General features: G+C 71.8%; 22 protein-coding genes. 14 read left to right on the top strand and 8 right to left on the bottom strand.

The genetic code is table 11. The features are described 5' to 3' along the window. Positions 1-251: 251 nt before the first annotated feature. From ACIPJY_RS08045 to ACIPJY_RS08035, 3 genes are all read right to left on the bottom strand, one after another. Positions 252-536, bottom strand: a complete 285-nt coding sequence (locus ACIPJY_RS08045) for a hypothetical protein (RefSeq protein ID WP_400462682.1) — start codon at positions 534-536, stop codon at positions 252-254. A 19-nt stretch (positions 537-555) separates the two neighbouring features. After that, positions 556-2,043 (bottom strand): ABC transporter permease, encoded by a 1,488-nt coding sequence (locus ACIPJY_RS08040; RefSeq protein ID WP_400462679.1) that lies wholly within the window; start codon positions 2,041-2,043, stop codon positions 556-558. Positions 2,044-2,180: 137 nt separating this feature from the next. Then, positions 2,181-3,869, bottom strand: a complete 1,689-nt coding sequence (locus ACIPJY_RS08035; RefSeq protein ID WP_400462676.1) for a cation:proton antiporter — start codon at positions 3,867-3,869, stop codon at positions 2,181-2,183. 117 nt (positions 3,870-3,986) lie between these two features. On the opposite strand from ACIPJY_RS08035, the gene ACIPJY_RS08030 reads away from it, so the two are divergent. The 3 genes from ACIPJY_RS08030 to ACIPJY_RS08020 all read left to right on the top strand — a co-directional run bounded on the left by ACIPJY_RS08030 (position 3,987) and on the right by ACIPJY_RS08020 (position 7,236). Then, on the top strand, positions 3,987-5,243 hold the full coding sequence (locus tag ACIPJY_RS08030) for an anion permease (protein WP_400462673.1): 1,257 nt from the start codon (positions 3,987-3,989) through the stop codon (positions 5,241-5,243). Then, positions 5,243-5,539 carry a hypothetical protein gene (locus tag ACIPJY_RS08025; RefSeq protein WP_400462670.1) on the top strand — a complete coding sequence of 99 codons (297 nt, stop codon included), beginning with the start codon at positions 5,243-5,245 and terminating at the stop codon, positions 5,537-5,539. Before ACIPJY_RS08030 ends, ACIPJY_RS08025 begins: the two co-directional genes overlap by 1 nt. Before the next feature lie 209 nt (positions 5,540-5,748). Next, positions 5,749-7,236, top strand: coding sequence for an aspartate ammonia-lyase (locus ACIPJY_RS08020; RefSeq protein WP_400462668.1), 1,488 nt, complete (start codon positions 5,749-5,751; stop codon positions 7,234-7,236). 31 nt (positions 7,237-7,267) lie between these two features. On the opposite strand, the gene ACIPJY_RS08015 is transcribed toward ACIPJY_RS08020, so the two are convergent. Then, positions 7,268-8,347, bottom strand: a complete 1,080-nt coding sequence (locus ACIPJY_RS08015; RefSeq protein WP_400462665.1) for a YihY/virulence factor BrkB family protein — start codon at positions 8,345-8,347, stop codon at positions 7,268-7,270. A 48-nt stretch (positions 8,348-8,395) separates the two neighbouring features. Continuing rightward, the gene (locus tag ACIPJY_RS08010; RefSeq protein WP_400462662.1) at positions 8,396-9,712 is read right to left on the bottom strand and encodes an MFS transporter; all 1,317 of its coding nucleotides are present in this window, start codon (positions 9,710-9,712) and stop codon (positions 8,396-8,398) included. Between the two features lie 48 nt (positions 9,713-9,760). Here ACIPJY_RS08010 and ACIPJY_RS08005 point away from each other — a divergent pair, with 48 nt between their 5' ends. The 3 genes from ACIPJY_RS08005 (at position 9,761) to ACIPJY_RS07995 (ending at position 13,298) form a co-directional block, all read left to right on the top strand. Then, positions 9,761-10,132 (top strand): FKBP-type peptidyl-prolyl cis-trans isomerase, encoded by a 372-nt coding sequence (locus ACIPJY_RS08005; RefSeq protein ID WP_400462659.1) that lies wholly within the window; start codon positions 9,761-9,763, stop codon positions 10,130-10,132. After that, positions 10,132-10,974: an aldo/keto reductase gene (locus ACIPJY_RS08000; protein WP_400462656.1), complete on the top strand. Its 843-nt coding sequence runs from the start codon at positions 10,132-10,134 to the stop codon at positions 10,972-10,974. Before ACIPJY_RS08005 ends, ACIPJY_RS08000 begins: the two co-directional genes overlap by 1 nt. An 80-nt stretch (positions 10,975-11,054) precedes the next feature. Then, positions 11,055-13,298 carry a HelD family protein gene (locus ACIPJY_RS07995; RefSeq protein ID WP_400462653.1) on the top strand — a complete coding sequence of 748 codons (2,244 nt, stop codon included), beginning with the start codon at positions 11,055-11,057 and terminating at the stop codon, positions 13,296-13,298. A gap of 55 nt (positions 13,299-13,353) precedes the next feature. Here the strand turns inward: ACIPJY_RS07995 and ACIPJY_RS07990 are convergent, their stop codons facing one another. The 3 genes from ACIPJY_RS07990 to ACIPJY_RS07980 form a co-directional block, all read right to left on the bottom strand. Next, positions 13,354-13,626 (bottom strand): protealysin inhibitor emfourin, encoded by a 273-nt coding sequence (locus ACIPJY_RS07990; protein ID WP_400462650.1) that lies wholly within the window; start codon positions 13,624-13,626, stop codon positions 13,354-13,356. Positions 13,627-13,646: 20 nt separating this feature from the next. Then, on the bottom strand, positions 13,647-14,699 hold the full coding sequence (locus tag ACIPJY_RS07985; protein ID WP_400462647.1) for a M4 family metallopeptidase: 1,053 nt from the start codon (positions 14,697-14,699) through the stop codon (positions 13,647-13,649). Positions 14,700-14,762: 63 nt separating this feature from the next. Beyond that, positions 14,763-15,848, bottom strand: a complete 1,086-nt coding sequence (locus ACIPJY_RS07980) for a glycoside hydrolase family 6 protein (protein WP_400462644.1) — start codon at positions 15,846-15,848, stop codon at positions 14,763-14,765. A 112-nt stretch (positions 15,849-15,960) separates the two neighbouring features. Between ACIPJY_RS07980 and ACIPJY_RS07975 the strand changes: the two genes are divergently transcribed. The 8 genes from ACIPJY_RS07975 (at position 15,961) to ACIPJY_RS07940 (ending at position 20,952) form a co-directional block, all read left to right on the top strand. Continuing rightward, the gene (locus tag ACIPJY_RS07975; RefSeq protein ID WP_400462642.1) at positions 15,961-16,407 is read left to right on the top strand and encodes a VanZ family protein; all 447 of its coding nucleotides are present in this window, start codon (positions 15,961-15,963) and stop codon (positions 16,405-16,407) included. A 119-nt stretch (positions 16,408-16,526) separates the two neighbouring features. Further along, on the top strand, positions 16,527-16,796 hold the full coding sequence (gene rpsO / locus ACIPJY_RS07970) for a 30S ribosomal protein S15 (RefSeq protein ID WP_070416523.1): 270 nt from the start codon (positions 16,527-16,529) through the stop codon (positions 16,794-16,796). 141 nt (positions 16,797-16,937) lie between these two features. Then, positions 16,938-17,561 carry a CE1759 family FMN reductase gene (locus ACIPJY_RS07965; protein ID WP_400462638.1) on the top strand — a complete coding sequence of 208 codons (624 nt, stop codon included), beginning with the start codon at positions 16,938-16,940 and terminating at the stop codon, positions 17,559-17,561. A gap of 116 nt (positions 17,562-17,677) precedes the next feature. Beyond that, a complete protein-coding gene (locus ACIPJY_RS07960) occupies positions 17,678-18,004 on the top strand; it encodes a hypothetical protein (RefSeq protein WP_400462635.1) in 327 nt (108 codons plus the stop codon). Positions 18,005-18,006: 2 nt separating this feature from the next. Continuing rightward, positions 18,007-18,927: an FAD:protein FMN transferase gene (locus ACIPJY_RS07955; RefSeq protein WP_400463829.1), complete on the top strand. Its 921-nt coding sequence runs from the start codon at positions 18,007-18,009 to the stop codon at positions 18,925-18,927. Beyond that, a complete protein-coding gene (locus tag ACIPJY_RS07950; protein ID WP_400462632.1) occupies positions 18,927-19,484 on the top strand; it encodes a ferric reductase-like transmembrane domain-containing protein in 558 nt (185 codons plus the stop codon). The genes ACIPJY_RS07955 and ACIPJY_RS07950 overlap by 1 nt, the downstream gene beginning before the upstream one ends. Beyond that, positions 19,481-20,737, top strand: a complete 1,257-nt coding sequence (locus ACIPJY_RS07945; RefSeq protein ID WP_400462629.1) for an NADH-ubiquinone oxidoreductase-F iron-sulfur binding region domain-containing protein — start codon at positions 19,481-19,483, stop codon at positions 20,735-20,737. Before ACIPJY_RS07950 ends, ACIPJY_RS07945 begins: the two co-directional genes overlap by 4 nt. Next, on the top strand, positions 20,734-20,952 hold the full coding sequence (locus ACIPJY_RS07940) for a ferredoxin (RefSeq protein ID WP_400462626.1): 219 nt from the start codon (positions 20,734-20,736) through the stop codon (positions 20,950-20,952). Before ACIPJY_RS07945 ends, ACIPJY_RS07940 begins: the two co-directional genes overlap by 4 nt. The last annotated feature ends 4 nt before the right edge of the window (positions 20,953-20,956 follow it).

The raw sequence follows: 20,956 nt of genomic DNA, 5'->3' as shown, positions 1-20,956 counted from the left end.
CTGAGGGAAGTCGTTTCGCGCGTAGGTGGTCGGAAGTTCCCACCTCCTACGCGCGGAAGCACTTCCCAGCGCAGGCGCGATGGGAAGGAACGACGGGAGGCTCGGTGCCAGCTGGCACCGGGCCTCCCGTCCGTCGTGTGGCCAGGTGCCGGATCTCGCGACACCGCTGCGTCCCCGAGGCGCCGCACGGCGCGCGAGACGCCGCCGGATCCGGCGGCGCCTCGGCGTGCGAGCGGCGTGCGAGCGGGGCGCTAGCGGGACTGCTGCGTGCGCGTGCTGCCCGTCCGGGCCTCTTCCGCGGCGGCCATCACGTCGGCGTCGCCACTGCGGCCACCGAGCGGGCGCACGAAGAAGTCGATGATCCCGAACACGATCGCGCCGACCATCGAGAACATCGCCCAGCCGACGAAGAGCCCCGCGGTGTTGCGGCCGTCCGCCGGCGCGAGCACGACGCTCGCGACGTAGAACACCACCGTCAGCGCCAGGAGGACGACGACGAGGGTGATGAGCAGGCGGTGCCAGGCGGAACGGGTCATGATCGGCCCAGGATACCGCTCAGCGCGCAGCATGCCGACTGTGCGGCTTCTCCGCGGTGCGCTGCTCGCCGGGACGCTGGGGCTGCTGGCGCACCACCGGGATCCGGCCGGTCGTCAGCGGTTCGTTCTCGAGGCCGTCGCGACCGCCGGTGAAGACGTCCCCGCCGGCGCGTTCGTCCTCCCAGTCGGAGTCCCGGAGGACCTGCAGCGTGCCCGTCTCGGTGGAGGAGAGCCCGTGCCGCTCGAGCTCGGCGTCGCGCTGGCTGCCGAGGAACTCGCGGTTGGCCGTCTGGGCGTCCTGGAACATCGTGGTGCGACCGGTGACGATCGCGCGGATGCGGCGGCGCTCCCACCACATCTTGCCGAAGTACATCAGCACCAGACCGGCTCCGGCGTAGCACGCCATCGTGATCAGGCCGCGAGCGGGACCGGGGCCGACGCCGTAGATCTGGTGCTTGATCATGTCGACCATGCTCGACCCGACGACGACGTTGTTGAGCCACGCGAAGGGCTCCGGCATGAACCACTTCGGGTACGCGCCACCGGAGGACGGCATCGACAGGAAGACGAAGCAGATCATGGCGGGAGCGGCGATGAACCGACCGACGAAGTAGCTCAGGCCGTTCACTGCGAGGCCGATCGCGACGATCCAGCCCCACGCGATGAGGACCAGCTCGATCCAGTGCCCGTGGATGGCACCGACGACCGGTCCGGCGAGGGTGTTCGTGATGAGGGAGATGACCAGACCGCCGACGACGATCACCGTCATCCGGGTGCGGTGCCGGAGCGGACCACCCATGATGCCGATGAACATGGCGACCATGTAGCCCCCGATGCACCACGCGAGCATCACGTACATCGCGACCGTGCCGTACTCGTCGTACGAGGGCAGCGCCGCCAGTTCGGTGACCTTCGGTGTCGCGACGCCGATCGCGGTGAGCACGGCCGACAGTGTCGCGGGGACCAGGCTCGCCACCTGGAACTGGTGCGCGCTCGCCTTGAAGAACTCGTTCGTCGACGGGTCGTACGCGACCGCCATCGACCCCGCGACGACGTCACGCTTCGCGGCGACCAGGGAGTCGTAGGTGTGGAACACGAACTCGCCGGGGAGGGCCTTCTGCACGGCGGCGACGAACGTGGGGTCGCTGCCGACCAGGGCGATCGGGACGTCGTGCGGGTGCGGGGCGTGGAACGCGAAGACGTAGCAGAGGCAGAAGCCGACGATGAAGAACAGCGGCATCCAGAGCTGCAGGCCGATGAGCTGCAGGGACGGGTGCAGGGTGCCGTACCAGCGGCGGTAGGCACTGATCTTCTGCGGTGCGGGGACCGGGGCCTGGCGGCGCGGGGTCGGACGGCTCGAACCGGCGACCTTCGCACCACGACGGGGCTTCGTGCCACGGGCGGAGGGGCGGGTCGTGCGCTGCTTCGGCGCGGACTTCGGTGCCGACGGCCCGGAACGGTCCGGGGTGTCGGTGTGTTTCGGGACGTCGTTCCGCGGCGTGCTCACTCGGCGCTGTGCTCCTGGTTCTCGTGTCGGGTCAGTCGAGGATACGCCGGACGACTGACCGCGGCCCGGGCGAGCCGACCCGGGAACGGGCCAGAGCCGACCCGGGAACGGGCCGGAGCGAGCCCCGCCGGGTACGGCTACGAGCGGCTGCGCGAGGCCTGCGCTGAGTCCATCGCGAGCTCCTCCGCGTCGAGCGTCACGAGCACCCGGCGCATCACCTCTTCGTCGAGGTTGCCGCGCTCGCGCTCCTCGAGCACGATCTCGCGCCGCCGGTCGAGCAGCTCGCGCCGGATGTCCTGGATCTGCGAGCCGCGGAGCCGCACCGGGGCGTTCCGTTCCTCGGACTCCTCTTCCTCGGCGTCGCGCCGGAAGGTCTCGGCCTGCCGTTCGAGCCGGAGCTTCAGACGGTTGACGACGGTGTCCACGGCCTCTTGCCCGAACTGCTTCGCCCAGTCCGGGCGGCGCTTGTCGAGCAGTTCGATCGCCGCCTCTGTCGTGCGCTGGTTGAGGCGCATCTCGCTGCGGATGTCCTCCTCGCCCTCGGCCGGGTCCTGCACCTTGAGCGCGCGGATCACGAACGGCAGGGTGAGGCCCTGCAGGAGCAGCGTGCCGACGGTGACGAAGAACGCGATCACGAAGATGGTGTCCTGCGCGGGGATCTTCGTCGGGCTCGCGACGACCGACACCGCGGCGGCGAGCGTCACCACGCCGCGCATGCCCGTCCACGAGATGACGGTCAGTTCGCGCCAGTTGAGCTTGGGTTCCGCCGAACCGCGCATCCACCGCAGTGACCGGTGTCCGCGGGACAGCTTGATCCGCAGGGGCCTGAGCCACCGGCCGTTGAAGCGGTTGCGCACGTAGGACTCGAACACGAACGCCGGCCGCACCAGGATCACCACCGCGAGCACCACGGCGGCGGCCGTGATCACCTGCCCGAGGCTGCGCTCGCTCTCGACCAGGTCCTGCACGACGCTGTTGAGCTGCAGCCCGATGAGCGCGAACACGAACCCCTCGAGGATGACGTCGATGCTCGTCCAGAGTGGACGCTCCTGCAGGCGGGTGGCGTAGCCCTCCTTCGGGGAGTTGTAGCCGATGTAGAGCCCCGCGGTGACGACCGCGATCACGCCGGAGCCGGAGAGGTCCTCGGCGAGGACGTACGCGACGAACGGCAGCAGGATGCTCATGATCGTCTCGACCACGGGGTCGTTGATGCGCATCCGGATCCAGTGCACGAGGACGCCGAGCACGATGCCGACCACCAGCCCGACGCCGATCGCCAGGCCGAAGATGCCGAGGTCCTGCCAGACGGTCAACGACGTGCCCGCGATGATCAGCGTGAACACGCGCACGAGCGTCAGGGATGCCGCGTCGTTGATGAGGCTCTCGCCGGAGAGCACCGTCATCACGCGTCGCGGCAACCCGAGCTTCCGGCCGATGGCCGCCGCGGACACCGCGTCCGGCGGGGCGACGATCGCGCCGAGCAGGATCGCCGCCGGCCACGTCATGTCCGGGATGAGGAAGTAGGCGGCGGCACCGACCGCGAGGGCGGTCACGATGACCAGGAAGATGCCGAGGCGGCGGATCTGCTTGATGGACGTCTGGAAGCTCTGCCACGAGACGTCGAGCGCCGCCGAGTAGAGCAGCGGCGGGAGGACCACCGTCAGGATGATCTCCGAGTCGATCTCGATGTGCGGCAGCCCGGGCAGGAAGGACGCCGCGAGTGCGACCGCGGTCACGAGCAGCGGTGCCGGGAGCCCCTTGGCCCGCGCGAACCCGGTCACCGCGAGCGATCCGATCAGCAGGATGAGGAGCTCCACGGTGTCCATGGGACCCATTCTTCCATCGGCATGCTTCCGAAACTGAACGAGTCTGAAGGTGGAGTGAACGGCGAGTTGCCGATCAGGTTTGCTCGGAAGCCCCCGGATGGGGAACACTGGCCCGCGGTGGACATCACACTCATAGTCGTCCTGGTCATCGCGTTGGCCCTCTTCTTCGACTTCACAAACGGTTTTCACGACACCGCCAACGCGATGGCGACACCGATCGCCACCGGGGCCATGAAGCCCAAGGTGGCGGTCACGGTCGCCGCGGTGCTCAACCTCGTCGGTGCGTTCCTCAGCACCGCCGTCGCGACGTCGATCTCGCACGGGCTGATCAACGAGGGTCCTGGTGGTGTCGCCATCACGCCCGAGATGATCTTCGCCGGGCTCATCGGCGCCGTGGTCTGGAACATGATCACGTGGCTGCGCGGCCTGCCGTCGTCGTCCTCGCACGCGCTGTTCGGCGGGCTCATCGGTGCGGCGATCGTGGGTGCCGGGTTCGACTCGGTGAACTACCTCGCACTGATGACCGTCGTCATCATCCCGGCCTTCCTGTCCCCGGTGATCGCGGCGTTCGTGTCCTTCCTGTCGACGCGCATCGCCTACCGCATCACGAAGCGCCCGGTGTTCCCGAACGAACGCGGCGGGTTCCGGATCGGACAGATCTTCACCTCGTCGATGGTGTCGCTCGCGCACGGCACGAACGACGCGCAGAAGACGATGGGTGTCATCACGCTCACGCTCATCGCATCCGGCGCGCAGAGCTCGAACAGCGGCGTCCAGCTCTGGGTCGTCGTCGCCTGTGCGCTCGCGATCGCCCTCGGCACGTACACGGGTGGCTGGCGCATCATCCGCACGCTCGGCTCGGGCATCACCGAGATCCGCGCGACGCAGGGCTTCGCGGCAGAGGCCTCCACCGCCGCGACGATCCTCGCGTCGAGCCACCTCGGCTTCGCACTCTCCACCACGCAGGTGTCCTCTGGATCGATCATCGGTGCCGGCCTCGGTCGTCGCGGGTCGAAGATCCAGTGGTCCACCGCGGGCAAGATCGTCATCGCCTGGTTCATCACGCTGCCGGCCTCCGCAGCGGTCGGCGCGGTCGCCTCCGGGATCGCCCGTCTGGGCATCGTCGGACTCGTCATCGACGCCCTCGTCGGTGCCGCCGTCATCCTCGGCCTCTACCTGTGGTCGCTCCGGAAGCCGCACGAGCAGGCGTCCGCGATCGAGATCGACGTCGCCGCGAACGCGGTGTACACCCGCAAGGAGCTGCGCGACCTGCAGCGCAAGAAGCGCGCCGAGCACGTCGCCGCGCGTCGCGCCGAGCTGAGCCGCGAGCGCACGCTGCGCCGCATGGCCGCACGCAAGGGAGGCCGTCGCTGATGGGCATCGACTGGCTCGCATTCGTCACCGTGGCGCTCGTCGCCGTCGTGTCCTCGTGCTTCGTCGTCGCCGTGTACTCGGTCGGCCTCCGCTTCTGGAGCGCCGCCGACACCCGCGCCGGCAAGTTCACCGTGAAGGACGACGGCACGATCGGCCCCGCGACCATCGGGTTCCCGAACCCGCAGGGCGCGACCGCCGCGGTGCGCGCGTTCCGCGCGCTCGCCGTCGCCTGCTTCGTGGTCTGCGGTGCGGTCGTCCTCTACGGCATCTACCTCATCGTCCCGCAGTTCCACTGACGCGCGATCCGCGCAGACGCGCGGTCTGCGCAGACGCGCAATCTGCGCTGACGCGCGATCTGCGCTGACGCGCGAACCGCGCGCCGGTCCGGTCCCGTTCCGGACTGGAGGCCCGGGTCGGCGGTGACCCGTGCCTCCCGTCCGGCGCCACCTGCGCCGCGCACCGCGCGCTCCCGGACCGGCCAGACGGACTGGGCTAGCCTCGTGACGTGAACCACGACGAGGAGGCGCACGTGAGTGCTGGTACCCGCACCGAGACCGATTCCCTGGGCTCGAGGGAGGTGCCGGCGGACGCGTACTGGGGGATCAACACGCTCCGGGCGCTGGAGAACTTCCCGATCACCTCCGTCCCGATCGCGGTGTACCCGGACCTGATCGAGGCCCTCGCGACGGTGAAGCAGGCGGCGGCCCGCGCGAACCGAGCCATCGGCGTCCTCGACGACGAGCGCGCCGACGCGATCGACCGTGCCGCGCAGGAGGTCCGCGACGGCGCCCTCCGGGACCAGTTCGTGGTCGACGTCGTGCAGGGCGGCGCCGGCACGAGCACGAACATGAACACGAACGAGGTGCTCGCGAACCGGGCGCTCGAGCTCCTCGGGCGGGAGAAGGGCGACTACGCGTACCTGCACCCGATCGACCACGTGAACCGCAGCCAGTCGACGAACGACACGTACCCGACGAGCGTGAAGATCGCGATGATCTTCGGCGTGCGGCGCCTCATCGACCAGCTCGAGCAGCTGTCCGAGGCCTTCGCGGAGCGCGGGACCGCGTTCGCCGACGTCCTCAAGGTCGGGCGCACCCAGCTGCAGGACGCGGTGCCGATGACCCTCGGGCAGGAGTTCACCGGCTTCTCGCACACCATCCAGGAGGACGCGGTCCTGCTCCGCCGGGTCACGCCGCTCCTCGCCGAGATGAACCTCGGTGCGACGGCGATCGGCACCGGCATCACGGCGGACCCGCTCTACCGCGACGAGGTCCGTCGGCAGCTGCAGGAGGCGAGCGGCATCGACGTCGTCACGGCACCGGACCTGATCGAGGCCACGAGCGACGCCGGCTCGTTCATGACCCTGTCCGGCACCGTCAAGCGCAGCGCCGCCAAGCTCTCCAAGATCTGCAACGACCTGCGGCTCCTGGCGTCCGGACCGCAGGCCGGGTTCGGTGAGATCACGCTGCCGGCACGACAGGCGGGATCGTCGATCATGCCCGGCAAGGTGAACCCGGTGATCCCCGAGGTCGTGAACCAGATCGCGTTCGCGGTCGCCGGCGCGGACACCACCGTGACCATGGCGGCAGAGGCGGGGCAGCTCCAGCTCAACGCCTTCGAGCCGATCATCGCGCACTCGATCATGCAGTCGCTGCAGTGGATGACCCGGGGCTGCGCCACGCTCCGGGAGCACTGCGTCACCGGCATCGAGGCGAACGAGGCGAAGCTCGCAGCCCAGGTGGACACGAACGTCGGCGTCGTCACGGCACTGACCCCGTACATCGGCTACGCGGCAGCCGCCTCGATCGCGCACACGGCGCTGACGACGTCGACGCCGATCTCCACGCTCGTCACCGCGGCGGGGCTGATGGAGGAGGACCAGGTGCAGCGCGTGCTGAGCCCCGCACGGTTGTCCGGCATCGAGCTCGCGACGGGAGCGATCCCGGTGATCACCGAGGAGATGCTGGACGCCGAAGCGAACCGCAAGCGGTAGCGACGCGGCAGCGCTGTGGCGCTGTGGCGGCTCAGGGGAGCGGCGGCTCGCCGACCCGCACCTGTGCGGCCACGTCGCGCAGGTGCTCCTCCCGCGGGGTCGGCGGTTCCGCGCGGGGGAGTTCCTGCGCCGCGGTCCGGACGGCGTGGGCCGCGGCGACGTCGGCGTCCCGCCAGCGCGCGAGCGTGAAGTTCCGGGTCACGTCACGCAGCGGGAGCCGGATCGCCTCGTCCGCGTCGATGCCCGCGAGGAGCTGGCGCATCCGGATCACCTCGGAGTCGAGCTCCCCGCCGACGACGAGCACGAAGTTCGAGATGTAGAGGTACACGAGCAGCAGCAGCGCCCCGCCGAGCCACCCGTACGCCTTGTTGCCGCCGCCGATCGTCTCGACGTAGAGCGCGAACCCGAACGTCGCGATCGCCCACGTGCCGATCGCGAACCCGGCGCCGGCGGACACCCAGCGCAGCTGCGGCGTCTTCACGTTCGGGGTGGCGTAGTAGAGCACCGCGACCATCACGACCAGGTCGGCGGCGAGCACCGGCCACTTCGCGACGTTCCAGAGGTCGTCGATCCAGGTCGCCCAGCCGAGCTGGTAGACCACCGCGGACGCGATCGTCGGGGTCCCGAGCAGGATCACGATCGCGATCGCGCCGCCGGCCATCACGAGGAGCGTGACGAGGAGCATCATGCTGCGGAACTTCCAGATCCGGCGTCCCTCCTCGACCTCGTACGCGGTGTTCATCGCGCGGCCGAACGCGGTCGCGTACCCGGAGAGCGACCAGAGCGTCAGCACCATCCCGATCGCGAACCCGAGCCCCGGGTTGTCGAGCGTCAGCAGCTGTCGCAGGGGTTGCTCGAGGTGCGCGGCGGTCTCCGGGCGGACGATGAACCCGAGGATCTCGATGATGTCGGACAGGCTGTCGCCGGCCCGGTCCACGATCGACAGGCCGGACACCACGGTCAGCGCGGTCGGGAAGACGGTCAGCAGCGCGAAGAACGTCAGCGATGCCGCGGCGTCCACGACGCGGTGCCGGATGACCGAGTGGTAGGTACGACGCACGACGACGCGGACCCCGGTCCGCTGGAGGTCGCGCGTCCCACGTTCCGGCATGCAGACGAATCTACCGGTCACCTGTCGCCCCGCGACGCCGTGGTGCCGTCAGTTCGCGTGCGGGTGCAGGGCGTCGTAGCGGCGGAAGGACGGCACGAGCCGCAGGAGCAGCGCGACCAGGCCGATGATCGCGATGCCGCCGAGCACCGGCGGGAACGCGAACCCGGCGGCGACCGCGAGCCCCGCGTAGAGGTCCCCGAGCCGCGGGCCACCGGTGACGACGACGATGAAGATGCCCTGCAGCCGCCCACGCATCCCGTCCGGCGACGCCGCCTGCAGGATCGTGTTGCGGAACACCGAGCTCACGTTGTCGGCGCCGCCGGCGAGCGCGAGGCACAGCGCCGCGAACCCGAGCGCCGGCAGGATCGCCGTGCTGAACGACTCCCCGGCACGCCCGCCGAGCACGTGCGCGAGCGCGACCACGACACCGAACCCGGCGATCGCGGCACCGTACGCCGTGATGGCCCACCCCACGGCCTCGCCCTGGCGGCGGACGTGTCCGAGCGGCCCGGAGAACACGCTCGAGAGCAGGGCCCCGATCGCGTAGGCGGCGGTGAGCGTCCCCACCGTGATCGCCCCGCCGCCGATGACGAGCGCACCGATGGCGGGGAAGAGCACCCGCGGCTGGCCGAACGTCATCGCGACGATGTCGAGCACGAACGTCATCGTGATGTTCCGCGAACGCCGGAGGAACCGGGCGCCCTCGATGAGCGAGCTGAGCCCCGGACGGAGCGCGTCGTGGTCGGCTGCCATCCTCGGCAGCGTGAACACCCCGGCGAAGGCGAACGTGAAGAGCACGACGTCGATCGTGTAGGTCGGCGCGAACCCGACGCTCGCGATGAGGACGCCGGCGATGGCCGGGCCGACGGTGACCTGGAACCCGGACGCGATCCCGCCGAGGGCGCTCGCCGCCGGGAGCAGGTCCGTGCCGACCAGGCGGGGCACGATGGCCGAGCGTGAGGCGTTGCTGACGGTCGCCGCCACGGCGTTGACGGTCGCGAGCACGTAGAGCAGCACGACGCTGTGCAGCCCGAGCCAGGAGTGCGTCGCGATGAGCGCGACCGCGGCCCACGCCACGATGCTCGACACCAGGGCCACCGTCCGCCGGTCGAACGCGTCGGCGAGCATGCCGCCGTAGAGCCCGGCGACGATCATCGGCAGCAGGGCGATCACCCCGACGAGGGCGACCGCGAAGGTCGAGTGGGTGATCTCGTACACCTCGAGGCCGACGGCGACGGTGGTCATCTGCGTGCCGATGCCGGCGATCGCGGTACCGGCCCAGAGTCGGGCGAACGCGGGGGAGCGGCGGAGCGGGGTGAGGTCGGCGAACAGGCGGCGGCGTTGCTGCTGGGGGGATCGTGTCACGGTGGAACCATTCTGGGGCCTGTCCGTCGTCTCTGGTTGACTTGCGGCATGACTGACCTGAACAGCAAGCCCGAGTTCGACGCTCCCGAGGGCCCCGCGCCCACCGACCTGGTGATCACCGACATCGTCGAGGGCTCCGGCGACGAAGCGAGCGCCGGTTCGACCGTGAAGGTGCACTACGCCGGCGTCGAGTACGAGACCGGCGAGGAATTCGACAGCTCGTGGAGCCGTGGCGAGCCGATCGACTTCCCGCTCGCGGCCCTCGTCCGTGGCTGGCAAGAGGGCATCCCCGGCATGAAGGTCGGCGGGCGCCGCAAGCTCGTCGTCCCGCCGGAGCTCGCCTACGGCCCGGCCGGTGGCGGCCACTTCCTCTCCGGCAAGACCCTGATCTTCGTGATCGACCTGCTGGGCGTGCGCTGATGCCGAGCGTCCCGACCGCTCCGACCGTCGAGCTGAACGACGGGCACCTGATGCCCGTCCTCGGCCTCGGCACCTACTCGCTCGACGGCGACGAGGGCGCTGCGGCGATCGGCACCGCGATCACCAGCGGCTACCGGCTGCTCGACACCGCGCTGAACTACGGCAACGAGGACGCGGTCGGCCGTGCCGTGCGCGAGTCCGACGTCCCGCGCGAGGAACTCTTCGTCACCTCGAAGCTCCCCGGGCGCCACCACGGCTGGGACGAGGCCCACCGGTCGATCGACGAGACCCTGGGCAACCTGGGCCTCGACCACGTCGACCTGTACCTGATCCACTGGCCGAACCCGTCGGTCGACAAGTTCGTGGACACCTGGAAGGCGTTCGTCGACCTCCGGGACAGCGGCAAGGTCCGCTCGATCGGCGTCTCGAACTTCACGCCGGCGCACCTCGACCGGATCATCGACGCCACCGGTGTCGCCCCGGCCGTGAACCAGGTCGAGCTGCACCCGTACTTCCCGCAGGCAGCACTCCGCCGGGTGCACCAGGACCTCGGCATCGTCACCGAGAGCTGGAGCCCGCTCGCGAAGCGTTCGGAGCTCCTGACCGAGCAGCCGATCACCGCCGCCGCGGCCGCGCACGGGGTCACCCCCGGGCAGGTCGTGCTCCGCTGGCACACCCAGCTCGGTGCCGTCCCGGTGCCGAAGTCCGGCGACGCGGACCGGCAGCGCGAGAACCTCGACGTCTTCGGGTTCACGCTGACCGAGGCCGAGGTCGCGGCGATCTCCGGCCTCGAGCGCGGCCGGCTCTGGGACGGCGACCCGGACACCCACGAGGAGATGTGACGGGCCGCACACCGCGGTAGCGACATCACCCGACGGGGCAGGGGGACTACACTGGATACCCCTGTCCCGAAGGGTGGCGTGTGTCCGAACCGACCGAGATCGACCGTGAGCGTGCGTACGTCGACGGGCTCTTCGCCCGCCTCGACGAACTGACCGCCGAGGCCGAACAGCGTCTCGCCGAGACCCGTCGTCAGGCGGTCGGCGGGAACCACCAGAGCCGCAGTGAGCGCGACGCGTTCGCCAAGCTCTACGAGGACACCATCCAGACGCTCGAGCGCGTCGGGGACCGCCTGGTCTTCGGCCGGCTCGAGGTCGCCGACCCGCCCGCCGGTGAGGACGCCTTCCGCTACATCGGCCGTGTCGGCCTGCGGGACGCCGAGCACCGCCCGCTCCTGCTGGACTGGCGCGTCCCCGGTGCCAGCGCGTTCTACCAGGCGACCGCGGCGCACCCGATGGGGATGCGCGCCCGTCGCCACCTCTCCCTCGAGGGCCGCAGCGTCGTCGGCGTCGAGGACGAGGTCTTCGACGCGACCCTCTACGACGACGAGCGCACCCACCTGCAGGGCGAGGGCGCGCTGCTCGCCGCCGTCACCGCCGAGCGCACCGGCCGGATGACGGACATCGTCGCGACGATCCAGGGCGAACAGGACCGCATCATCCGCTCCCCGCTCGAGGGCGTGCTCGTCGTGCAGGGCGGCCCCGGCACCGGCAAGACCGCCGTCGCGCTGCACCGTGCGGCGTACCTGCTGTACTCCTACCGCGAGCGCCTCCGGGGCTCCGGTGTGCTCGTCGTCGGTCCGTCGCCCGCGTTCCTGACGTACATCGAGCAGGTCCTGCCGTCCCTCGGCGAGACCGGGGTCGTGATGGCGTCGCTCGGGTCGCTCTACCCGGGCATCGACACCGCGAAGCACGACCGCCGGGACGTCGCCGCGGTGAAGGGCTCCGCGGAGATGGCCGACCTGCTGCGCCGCGCGGTCCGCTCCCGGCAGGTCGTGCCGACCGAGTCCGTCACGCTCGACATCGAGGGCGAGCGGCTCGTCGTCCCGCCGCAGCTCGTCGCCGACGCGATGCACCGCGCACAGGACCGCGGCAAGCCGCACAACGCCGCGCGGGTCTCGTTCAACAAGTCCGCGCTCGACGCGATGACGAAGCTCCTCGCCGAGCAGCTGCGCCAGCGCGGCACCACGGTGGACGACGCCGACATCAAGGTCCTGCGCGAGGACATCCGCTCCTCGTACGACGCCCGCGTCCTGCTCAACACCGCGTGGCTCCCGCTGCCGGCGGAGAAGCTCGTCGAGGACCTCTACGCCCGACCGAACTGGCTGGCGTCCCTCACCCCGAACTGGTCCCCGGAGCGCCGTGCACTGCTCGCCCGCGAGCGCGGTGCCGGCTTCACCGTCGAGGACGTCCCGCTCCTCGACGAAGCCGCCGAGCTCCTCGGCACCTTCGACCCGACCGGCGGTGCGGCGAAGCGGCAGGCCAAGGCGAGCCGGAACCGGGACATCGAGAACGCCCGCCAGGCGATCGAGAACATGGGCGTCGAGGGCATCGTCTCGGCCGAGCAGGTCGCCGGGGCGTTCGCCGAGGGCGGGGACCCGCGCACGACGGCCGAGCGTGCCGCCGAGGACCGCGAGTGGACCTACGGGCACATCGTCGTCGACGAGGCACAAGAACTTTCGCCGATGCAGTGGCGGGTGCTCGCCCGCCGCAACCCGCTGCGCTCGTTCACGATCGTCGGGGACATGGCGCAGGGCTCGTCCCCCGGGGCCGCACGCACCTGGGACGACGTCATCGGTGCCCTCGCCCGGCGCCGTCGGGGTCGCGCACCCCAGGTCCCGCTCGACCACCGCGTCGAGGAACTCACGGTCAACTACCGCACGCCGCGCTCCATCGTCGACGCGGCGGGCGAGTTCGCCGCCGCCGCCGGCCTGACCGTGACCGCGAACCAGGCGGTCCGCGACGGCGACCCCGTCGTGCGCCTGCGGGTGCCGCGCGCCGAGGTCCTGGACACCATCGCCACGACGGTGGCACGGGAGCGCGAGCACATCGGCTCGGGGACCACCGGCGTGATCGTGCCGGACGCCCAGGTCGACGTGGTCCGGCAGCGGCTGGCCGGCGCCGACGTGGACGTCCGGTCGCTCGGGTCACCGCGGCCGGGGTCCGTGACGGTGCTGACGGGCGCCGACGCGAAGGGCCTGGAGTTCGACGGGGTCCTGCTCGTCGACCCGGACGGCGTCGGTGCCGACGCGGCCAGGGCCGCCGCGGCCGTCTACGTCGCGATGACGCGCCCGACGCGCCGCCTGACGGTCATCGACGTCGACTGACCAAGCGGGGCGCGATCGGGTGCGACGACCGGACGGGAGGCCCGGTGCGGTTCCGTCAGGTCGGCTCGCCTTCGGTGCGGACCCGGTCCACGAGCGCGGCCCACGGGCCGTCGAGCTGGCTGCCGGGCATCCGGACGGTGGTCCGGGCGACGGTGATCGTCCACTCGAAGTCGTCGGGCACGGAGTTCCGACGGCGCGGGGGCGACTCGCGGGGGAGCGACCCCACCAGGTCGTACCAGCCGTCGGGGTCGTCGCACGCGTCGGTGTCCACGCGCCAGCCCCTGGTGAGGCCGGCGAACCCACCACTCCGGCGGACGACGATGTGCATGGTCCCGAAAATACGCGCTCTCAGGCCAGCACGCCGACGCTCCGCCACGCTGTCGTGACGGCGTCGGACTGTGACGACCCGGCGCCGAAGCGGGCGTCCGCCGCGGCGACCGTGACCCGGGCGAAGCCGGCGAAGTCGATCGACGCGGTGACCTGCGGCGAGGTCAGGGCGTCCCACCACACCGCGCCGGCACCGTCCCAGGCGTTCCCGCCGATGGCCGTGGCCGCCAGGTAGAACGCGTGGTTCGGGATGCCCGAGTTCGTGTGCACGCCGCCGGAGTCGTCCGTGGTCTCCACGTACCCGGCCATGGTCGCCGGCTGCGGGTCCTTCCCGAGCACCGGGTCGTCGTACGCGGTGCCCGGGGCCTTCATGGACCGCAGCGCGACTCCGTGCACCGCGGCGGTGAACAGGCCCTCGCCGATCAGCCAGCTGGCCTGCTCGGCGGTCTGCCCCGCGGTGTACTGCGCGACGAGCGAGCCGAACACGTCGCTGACGGACTCGTTGAGCGCCCCGGACTGCCCCTGGTAGGTCAGGTCCGCGGTGTACTGGGTGACGCCGTGCGTGAGCTCGTGGCCGATCACGTCGAGCGCGATCGTGAAGCGGGTGAAGACCTCGCCGTCACCGTCGCCGAACACCATCCTGGTGCCGTCCCAGTACGCGTTGTCGTAGTCCTGCCCGTAGTGGACGCTGGCGTCGAGGGGGAGCCCGGCGCCGTCGATCGACACCCGCCCGAACACGTCGAGCCAGAACGCGTGCGTCGCGCCGAGGCCGGCGTAGGCCTCGTCCACGGCGGGGTCGCCCGAATCGGGGGCGCCTTCGCTCCGGACGAGCGTGCCGGGCAGCGTGGTGGCGCCCTTCGCGTCGAAGATGCTCCGCTGCGGCGAGCGGTCGGGTGCGGTGGCGGACGGCCGCACACCGAGTCGGGGTTCGCGCTTGGGCGCCTGGACGGTCTCGAGCGAGGCGAGTGCCGTGCGCGCGGCCGGGGTGGCGCGGGGGAACGCGTCGGTCGGCGCGTCCGCGATGGCGCGCAGCAGGTACGGCGGGACGACGGATCGGAGCTGGGCGGCGGTCATGGTGCCCATGCAACCCCCGGGCACCGACATCGGACCCGGATCCGGCGACCTGATCGGATCTCCTCAGCTGCCCTTGCGGTTCTCGACCAGCGCGAGCGCGTACGACTCCCACCACTGGCCGGCTGCGGGGCCGCCGTTGCAGGTGCCGTCGCTGAGGCCCGGCGTCTTCACCCACAGCAGGGCGTCGAGTCGGGACGACCCCGCCGCCACGTGCGGGTCCTGGCCGAGTCCGGCGCCGTCGGGGTTGCACCAGGTGCCGCGCCAGCCCTGCCCGTTGCGCGACACGTCGATGACGAAGTGCGGGTCGCCGCCGACCGCGTCCGCCAGTCCGTCGGCGTAGGCGCGCTCCTGGTCGACGCGGTAGAAGTTCGACACGTTCGTGAAGAAGCCCTGGGTCTGGTCGATCCCGGCCTTCCGCAGCCACCCCGCCATCTTCTCCGTCGGCACCCGGTTCTCGTTGCCGCCGTCGAGGTACACCGTCAGCCCGTGCCCGGAGAGCTCGTCGACGGCCTTCCGCAGCAGCGGCAGACGCGAGTCGAGCAGGCGCTTGCAGACCTGGATCTGCGCGATGGCGTCCGGTTCGACGAGGACCACCGCCTTCGACCCCGCCATCGCGCGGACGGCCGACCGCACCCACGGCAGGTACCCCGATGCCGTCGTGCCGCCCTTCGAGTAGCTCCCGCAGTCGCGGTCGGGCACGTTGTAGAGCACGAACACGGGTGTCCGGCCCTGGGCGCGCGCGTTCGTCACGACCTGCCGGATCGTCGCGCGCGTCTTCGTCACGGAGGTGTTCGTCAGCCAGGTCGCGATGGGCTGGTCCGCGATCTCGGCGATGCGGTCGGCGGTGCGTTCCTCGCCGTCCGCCCGGGCCGCACGCTCGCGCATGCCGGGCTGGTTCGCGCTCGCCGGCTGTCGTGCGAGGCCGCCGGGGAACGCCTGCGCCGCGGTCTTCCGTTCCACGATCCGGCGCCCGTCGGGGCCGTTCGGCCGGTTCGGCAGCCACACCGACACGGTCACCACGAGTGCGGCCACCACGACCGCGACCGCGCCGATCAGCACCCACTGTCGCGCGGCGCTCGACAGGCGTCGGCGGTGTCGGCGCTTCGTCGTGTCCGACGGCTCTCGCTCGGTCGTGTCCTGGTCCGGCATCGGCGGTGCTCCCTGGTCTGACCGTGTTCCGTCGGGCTCGTCGTGTCCCATCGTACGGATCTCCCCAGGAGCGCTCCAGGTCCTTGGCAGACAGATGTCCCACACTGTCCGGATGTTCCGGAAACTCCTCCTGCTCGCCCTGACGGCGGCCTACGCCTGGGTGATCTGGCGGATGACGCTGACACCGCACGTGTTCACGTCGGCCGAGAACTCCCTCGTGCTGCACGCGCTGGCCTGGGCGCAGCACCTGCCGCACGGCTCGTGGCTGACCTACGACCGGACCGAGTTCCTCGCGAACATCGCGATGTTCGTGCCCGTCGGGATGATCGCGGCGATGTGGCTCCCGCGGCGCTGGTGGTTCCTCGGCGTGATCGTCGCCGTCGGACTGTCCGCGGGCATCGAGGTCGCCCAGGGCGCGCTGCTGCCGTACCGCGTCTCCGACCCCCGCGACGTCCTGTCGAACGGCATGGGCGGACTGCTCGGCGCCACCCTCGTCGGACTGGTGCGCAGCCTGATGCCGGCGCCGCGCCGTCGTCGCCTGCGTGCTCGGACCGTCTGACGCTCCTGGACGCACTCCCGCTCTGGTAGTCTTGTGCGGTTGCCGTCGAACGGCCGCGGACAAAGAGCGCTCATGCATTCGGCATGGGCACCGCGCAACGGACCGAAAGGGGATCACCAATGGCACTTGACGCGAAGGTCAAGCAGGAGATCATCGAAGAGTACGCGACCCACCCGGGCGACACCGGATCCCCCGAGGTCCAGGTCGCCGTTCTGACGCGTCGTATCAACGACCTGAACGAGCACCTCAAGGAGCACAAGCACGACCACCACTCGCGTCGTGGTCTGCTGCTCATGGTCGGTCAGCGTCGCCGTCTCCTCGGCTACCTCTCCGACGTCGACATCGCCCGCTACCGTGCGCTCATCGAGCGCCTCGGCCTGCGTCGATAGTTCGACCGACCCACGGCTTGACCGAACGCCCCGGCCTCTCCTCGAGAGGGCCGGGGCGTTCTCCGTTGCCGGGAATGGTTGCGTCCCGATCCCGGTTGGCTACGATGTTCATGCAAACGCATTGAAAGATCGGGAGTCACCATGACCACCATCGCCGTCGTCTCCGCCGGGCTCTCCGAGCCGTCGTCGACCCGCCTGCTCGCCGACCGGCTCGCCGAGTCCGCCGTCGCCGCCATCGAGCGCCAGCCAGGAGGCCCGACGCGCGTCGTGCACGTCGACCTGCGTCCGCTGGCCCACGAGATCACCGACGCGATGCTCACCGGGTTCCAGGCGCCGGCGCTGGCGGCAGCGACGGCGGCGGTCGTCGAGGCCGACGCGCTCGTCTTCGTCTCGCCGGTCTTCACCGCCGGGATGAGCGGCCTCGCGAAGTCGTTCCTCGACGTCATGGACAAGGACGCCCTCGTCGACATGCCGGTGCTGCTCGCGGCGACCGGCGGGACCTCCCGCCACTCGCTGGCGATCGAGCACGGCATGCGCCCCGTGTTCGCCTACCTCCGCGCGGCCGTCGTGCCCACCGGCGTGTTCGCCGCGACCGACGACTGGGGCACCCAGGGCGACCAGGCCGCACTGGACGGACGCATCCGCCGGGCCGGCGCCGACCTCGCATGGGCGATCGGGGCCTCCCGTCGGAACCCGCAGGAAGCGGACGCCCTGCCGGAGGTGGCGGACTTCGCGAGCCTGCTCGGTGGGCTCGGCCACCAGTAGCCCGCACGGACCGCGCTCTTAGGCGCGCCACAGGGATCCCCGGGCAGGGGTGCAGCACCTGCCCGGGGATTCCATCGTTCCGGCCGCGAGCCTCGTCATGACGGCGAGGAGGAACGATGGACATCAGAAGCAGCGGGAAGCGGTCGGCACGGATCACGAGCGCGCTCGTCAGCGCGGGCGGACTCGTGGTGGCGCTCGTCACCGGTGGCGGGCTCTGGCTGGGGCACCAGACGGAGACGACCCAGTCGGACACCGGGACGAGCACGAGCACCACGACCGACTCGGGTGGGTCGTCGTCGACGGGGTCGGGTTCCTCGTCCACGGAGACCGACAGCGGCTCGTCGTCCTCCTCGTCGTCGTCCCCCTCGTCGTCGACGGGATCCGACTCCGGCGTCAGCCAGGGCGGCGCGGGCAGCTCCGACGCGACGACGACGGGGTCGTGACCATGCGCGCCACCACGACGTGGGACCTCTGGACCACCACCGCATCGGTCGTCCTCGACCACCGCGACCGCCGCCACCTCGCCGCCGCCGAGTCCTGCGTGCGCGAGGTCACCGCGGCCGTCGACGCCGCGTGCAGCCGCTTCCGGCCGGACTCGGAACTGCTCGCCCGCGCCGGGGAACTCGAGCGCGGCGTCGCGGTCAGCCCGCTGCTCGCGACCCTCGTCCACCAGGCGCTCGACGCCGCCGAGACCACGGACGGCGACGTCGACCCGACGCTCGGGGCGGCGATGGTGTCCCTCGGGTACGACGCCGCCTTCGCCGACGCTCCCGTGGCGTCCAGGGCCGCCGACGTCGCCGCGGCGCTCGACGGCCGACCGGCATGGCGCCGGGTGCTGCTCTCCGGGACCTTCCTCCGGGTCCCGCACGGGGTGGTCCTCGACCTCGGCGCCACCGCGAAGGCCGCCGCCGCCGACATGGCCGCGGCGAGCGTCACCGCCCGGCTCGGCATCGGCGTGCTCGTCTCCCTCGGCGGGGACGTCGCCACGGCCGGCCCGGAGCCGCGCGGCGGCTGGCAGGTCCGCGTGCAGGACGTGGACGACGACCCCGAGGACCGGGTCACCCTCGCCGCTGGCTGGTCCGTCGCGACCTCGAGCACGCAGAAGCGCCGGTGGGAGCAGGACGGCACCAGTCGGCACCACATCCTCGACCCGCGCTGGGGACTGCCGGCGGACCCGGTGTGGCGGAGCGTGACCGTCGTTGCGCCGTCCTGCGTCGCTGCGAACACGATGACCACCGCGGCCGTGGTCCGCGGACACCGGGCGCTCCCGATGCTCCGCCGGCACGGCGTCGCCGCGCGGCTGGTCGCGGCGGACGGCTCGGTCGTCCGCGTCGGCGGCTGGCCCGAGGCCCGAGCGGCCGCCTGATGGACACCGCGCTGTGGGTGCTCGGGCGGGGCATGGGCGTCGCCGCCGTGCTGCTCCTCTCCGCCACCGTCGTGCTGGGCGTCGTCACCCGTGGTGGTCGGCCGCTCCGCGGGTTGCCGCGGTTCGCCGTGCAGCTCGTGCACCGGGACGTGGCGCTCGCCGCGACGCTGTTCGTCGTCGTGCACGTCGTCACGCTGCTCTTCGACACCGAGGCCGAACTCCGGCTGGTCGACACCGTCGTGCCGTTCGTCGGTGCCTACCGGTGGTTCTGGCTCGGGCTGGGCACGCTCGCGGTGGACCTGCTCGTCGTGCTCGTCGTGACGGCACTGCTGCGCCGGGTGATCGGGCCGCGGGTCTTCCGGCTCGTGCACTGGTCGGCGTACGCGATGTGGCCGATCGCGATGGCGCACGCGATCGGCACCGGCACGGACGGCACGTCCGCCTGGTTCCTCGTCGTCGCCGGCACCTGCGCTGCCGCGGTGGTCGGTGCCGTCGTCTGGCGCTGCACCGACCGCGTCACCGAACACCGCACGATCCGACTGGAGCAGGCAGCATGACCATGACCACGACCACGACCACGACCACGGCACCCGCACCACCCGTCGGGGTCCGACGGCTCCTCGCCGCCCCCGGCCCGGGCATCGCCGACCACGAGCGGACGTACGGCCCGATGCCCGCCGTCGGTCCGGGCATCGTCGACGAGCTCGGTCGCGCCGGCGTCGACGGGCGCGGCGGCGCCGGCTTCCCGCTCGCCCGGAAGCTGGCGACCGCCGCAGCCGGGCACCGGTCCGGGCGCCGTGCCCCGATCGTCGTCGCCAACGGTGCCGAGGGCGAGCCCGCCAGTCGGAAGGACGCGGTCCTGCTCGGCCGCGCGCCCCACCTGGTGCTCGACGGACTCGTCGTCGCCGCCATGGCGGTCGGCGCCGCGTCCGCCGTCCTCGCGACGTCCGCGGGACTCGCCGACGGCGTCCGACGTGCGCTCGCGGAACGGCGCGATCCGGTCCAGGTCGAGGTCCGGGTCCTGCAGCACGGTTCGTTCGTCGCCGGGGAGGCCGGCGCCCTGGCGTCCGCGGTGGCCGGCGGGCCCGGCACGCCCGGGGACCGGGTCGTCCGGCTGGCCGAGCGCGGACCGAGCGGCGCGCCGACCGTCGTGTCGAACGTGGAGACCTTGGCGCAGGCGGCGCTCGTCGCCCGCTACGGCGCGACGTGGACGCGGTCGGTCGGATCGGCCTCGGCGCCGGGCACCCGGCTCGTCACCGTCAGCGACGTCCGCGACCCGGCCACGGCCGTGGTGCTCGAGGTGGCGGGCGGGACGGTGCTCGGGGAGGTGATCCGGGCCTCCCGGCCGACCGCTGCCCCGGGGCGGACGCGAGCCGTCCTGCTCGGTGGGTGGGGCGGGACCTGGGTGCCGGCCGCGGCGCTCGACGCGACGTTCGACGCGGCGGGTCTCGGACCGTGGGGTGCGTCGCCGGGGGCCGGCGTCGTCGCCCTGCTCGACGACGCGACGTGCCCGGTCACCGTGTCGGCGCGGATCGCCGGGGCGCTCGCCGGTGCGTCCTCCGGACGGTGCGGACCGTGCGTCAACGGCCTGCCGCGGATCGCGGACGTGCTCACGGCGCTGGCCGCAGGCGGACACGGGGCGGACCTGGTCGGTGAGGTCCGTCGGGTCGCGTCGCTCGTGGCCGGCCGGGGAGCCTGTCACCACCCGGACGGTGTCGCACGGATGGTGCGGAGTGCGCTCAGCGTGTTCCACGAGGACGTGCAGGCGCACCTCGCCGGGTCCTGCTCGGTACGGGGCGGCGTCCGATGACCGAGGCACTGCACGTGGACTGGACGCGCTGCCGGGGTCGCGGGCTCTGCACGGAGCTGCTCGCGGGCCGGCTCGACCGCGACGAGTGGGGCTTCCCGATCGCGCGGGACGGCGGTGGGACGCGGGACGTGCCGATCGGGCCGGGGGAGTCCGAGGCCGCGCGGGACGCGGTCGCGCTCTGCCCGGTGCAGGCGCTCCGGCTGGTCCGGCGCTGACGGC

This window comes from Curtobacterium sp. NPDC090223 (assembly GCF_044746585.1).
Classification (GTDB): domain Bacteria; phylum Actinomycetota; class Actinomycetes; order Actinomycetales; family Microbacteriaceae; genus Curtobacterium.
Note: the sequence above shows the minus strand (reverse complement) of the source record. Positions and strands in the feature narration are given on the sequence as shown.

Bases quoted from the DNA above. Each gene is read 5' to 3' on its own strand.
- ACIPJY_RS08045 (WP_400462682.1), bottom strand. From the start codon at position 536: ATGACCCGTTCCGCCTGGCACCGCCTGCTCATCACCCTCGTCGTCGTC.
- ACIPJY_RS08035 (WP_400462676.1), bottom strand. From the start codon at position 3,869: ATGGACACCGTGGAGCTCCTCATCCTGCTGATCGGATCGCTCGCGGTG.
- ACIPJY_RS08025 (WP_400462670.1), top strand. From the start codon at position 5,243: ATGGGCATCGACTGGCTCGCATTCGTCACCGTGGCGCTCGTCGCCGTC.
- ACIPJY_RS08015 (WP_400462665.1), bottom strand. From the start codon at position 8,347: ATGCCGGAACGTGGGACGCGCGACCTCCAGCGGACCGGGGTCCGCGTC.
- ACIPJY_RS08005 (WP_400462659.1), top strand. From the start codon at position 9,761: ATGACTGACCTGAACAGCAAGCCCGAGTTCGACGCTCCCGAGGGCCCC.
- ACIPJY_RS08000 (WP_400462656.1), top strand. From the start codon at position 10,132: ATGCCGAGCGTCCCGACCGCTCCGACCGTCGAGCTGAACGACGGGCAC.
- ACIPJY_RS07990 (WP_400462650.1), bottom strand. From the start codon at position 13,626: ATGCACATCGTCGTCCGCCGGAGTGGTGGGTTCGCCGGCCTCACCAGG.
- ACIPJY_RS07985 (WP_400462647.1), bottom strand. From the start codon at position 14,699: ATGACCGCCGCCCAGCTCCGATCCGTCGTCCCGCCGTACCTGCTGCGC.
- ACIPJY_RS07980 (WP_400462644.1), bottom strand. From the start codon at position 15,848: ATGCCGGACCAGGACACGACCGAGCGAGAGCCGTCGGACACGACGAAG.
- ACIPJY_RS07975 (WP_400462642.1), top strand. From the start codon at position 15,961: ATGTTCCGGAAACTCCTCCTGCTCGCCCTGACGGCGGCCTACGCCTGG.
- rpsO (WP_070416523.1), top strand. From the start codon at position 16,527: ATGGCACTTGACGCGAAGGTCAAGCAGGAGATCATCGAAGAGTACGCG.
- ACIPJY_RS07965 (WP_400462638.1), top strand. From the start codon at position 16,938: ATGACCACCATCGCCGTCGTCTCCGCCGGGCTCTCCGAGCCGTCGTCG.
- ACIPJY_RS07960 (WP_400462635.1), top strand. From the start codon at position 17,678: ATGGACATCAGAAGCAGCGGGAAGCGGTCGGCACGGATCACGAGCGCG.
- ACIPJY_RS07955 (WP_400463829.1), top strand. From the start codon at position 18,007: ATGCGCGCCACCACGACGTGGGACCTCTGGACCACCACCGCATCGGTC.
- ACIPJY_RS07950 (WP_400462632.1), top strand. From the start codon at position 18,927: ATGGACACCGCGCTGTGGGTGCTCGGGCGGGGCATGGGCGTCGCCGCC.
- ACIPJY_RS07945 (WP_400462629.1), top strand. From the start codon at position 19,481: ATGACCATGACCACGACCACGACCACGACCACGGCACCCGCACCACCC.
- ACIPJY_RS07940 (WP_400462626.1), top strand. From the start codon at position 20,734: ATGACCGAGGCACTGCACGTGGACTGGACGCGCTGCCGGGGTCGCGGG.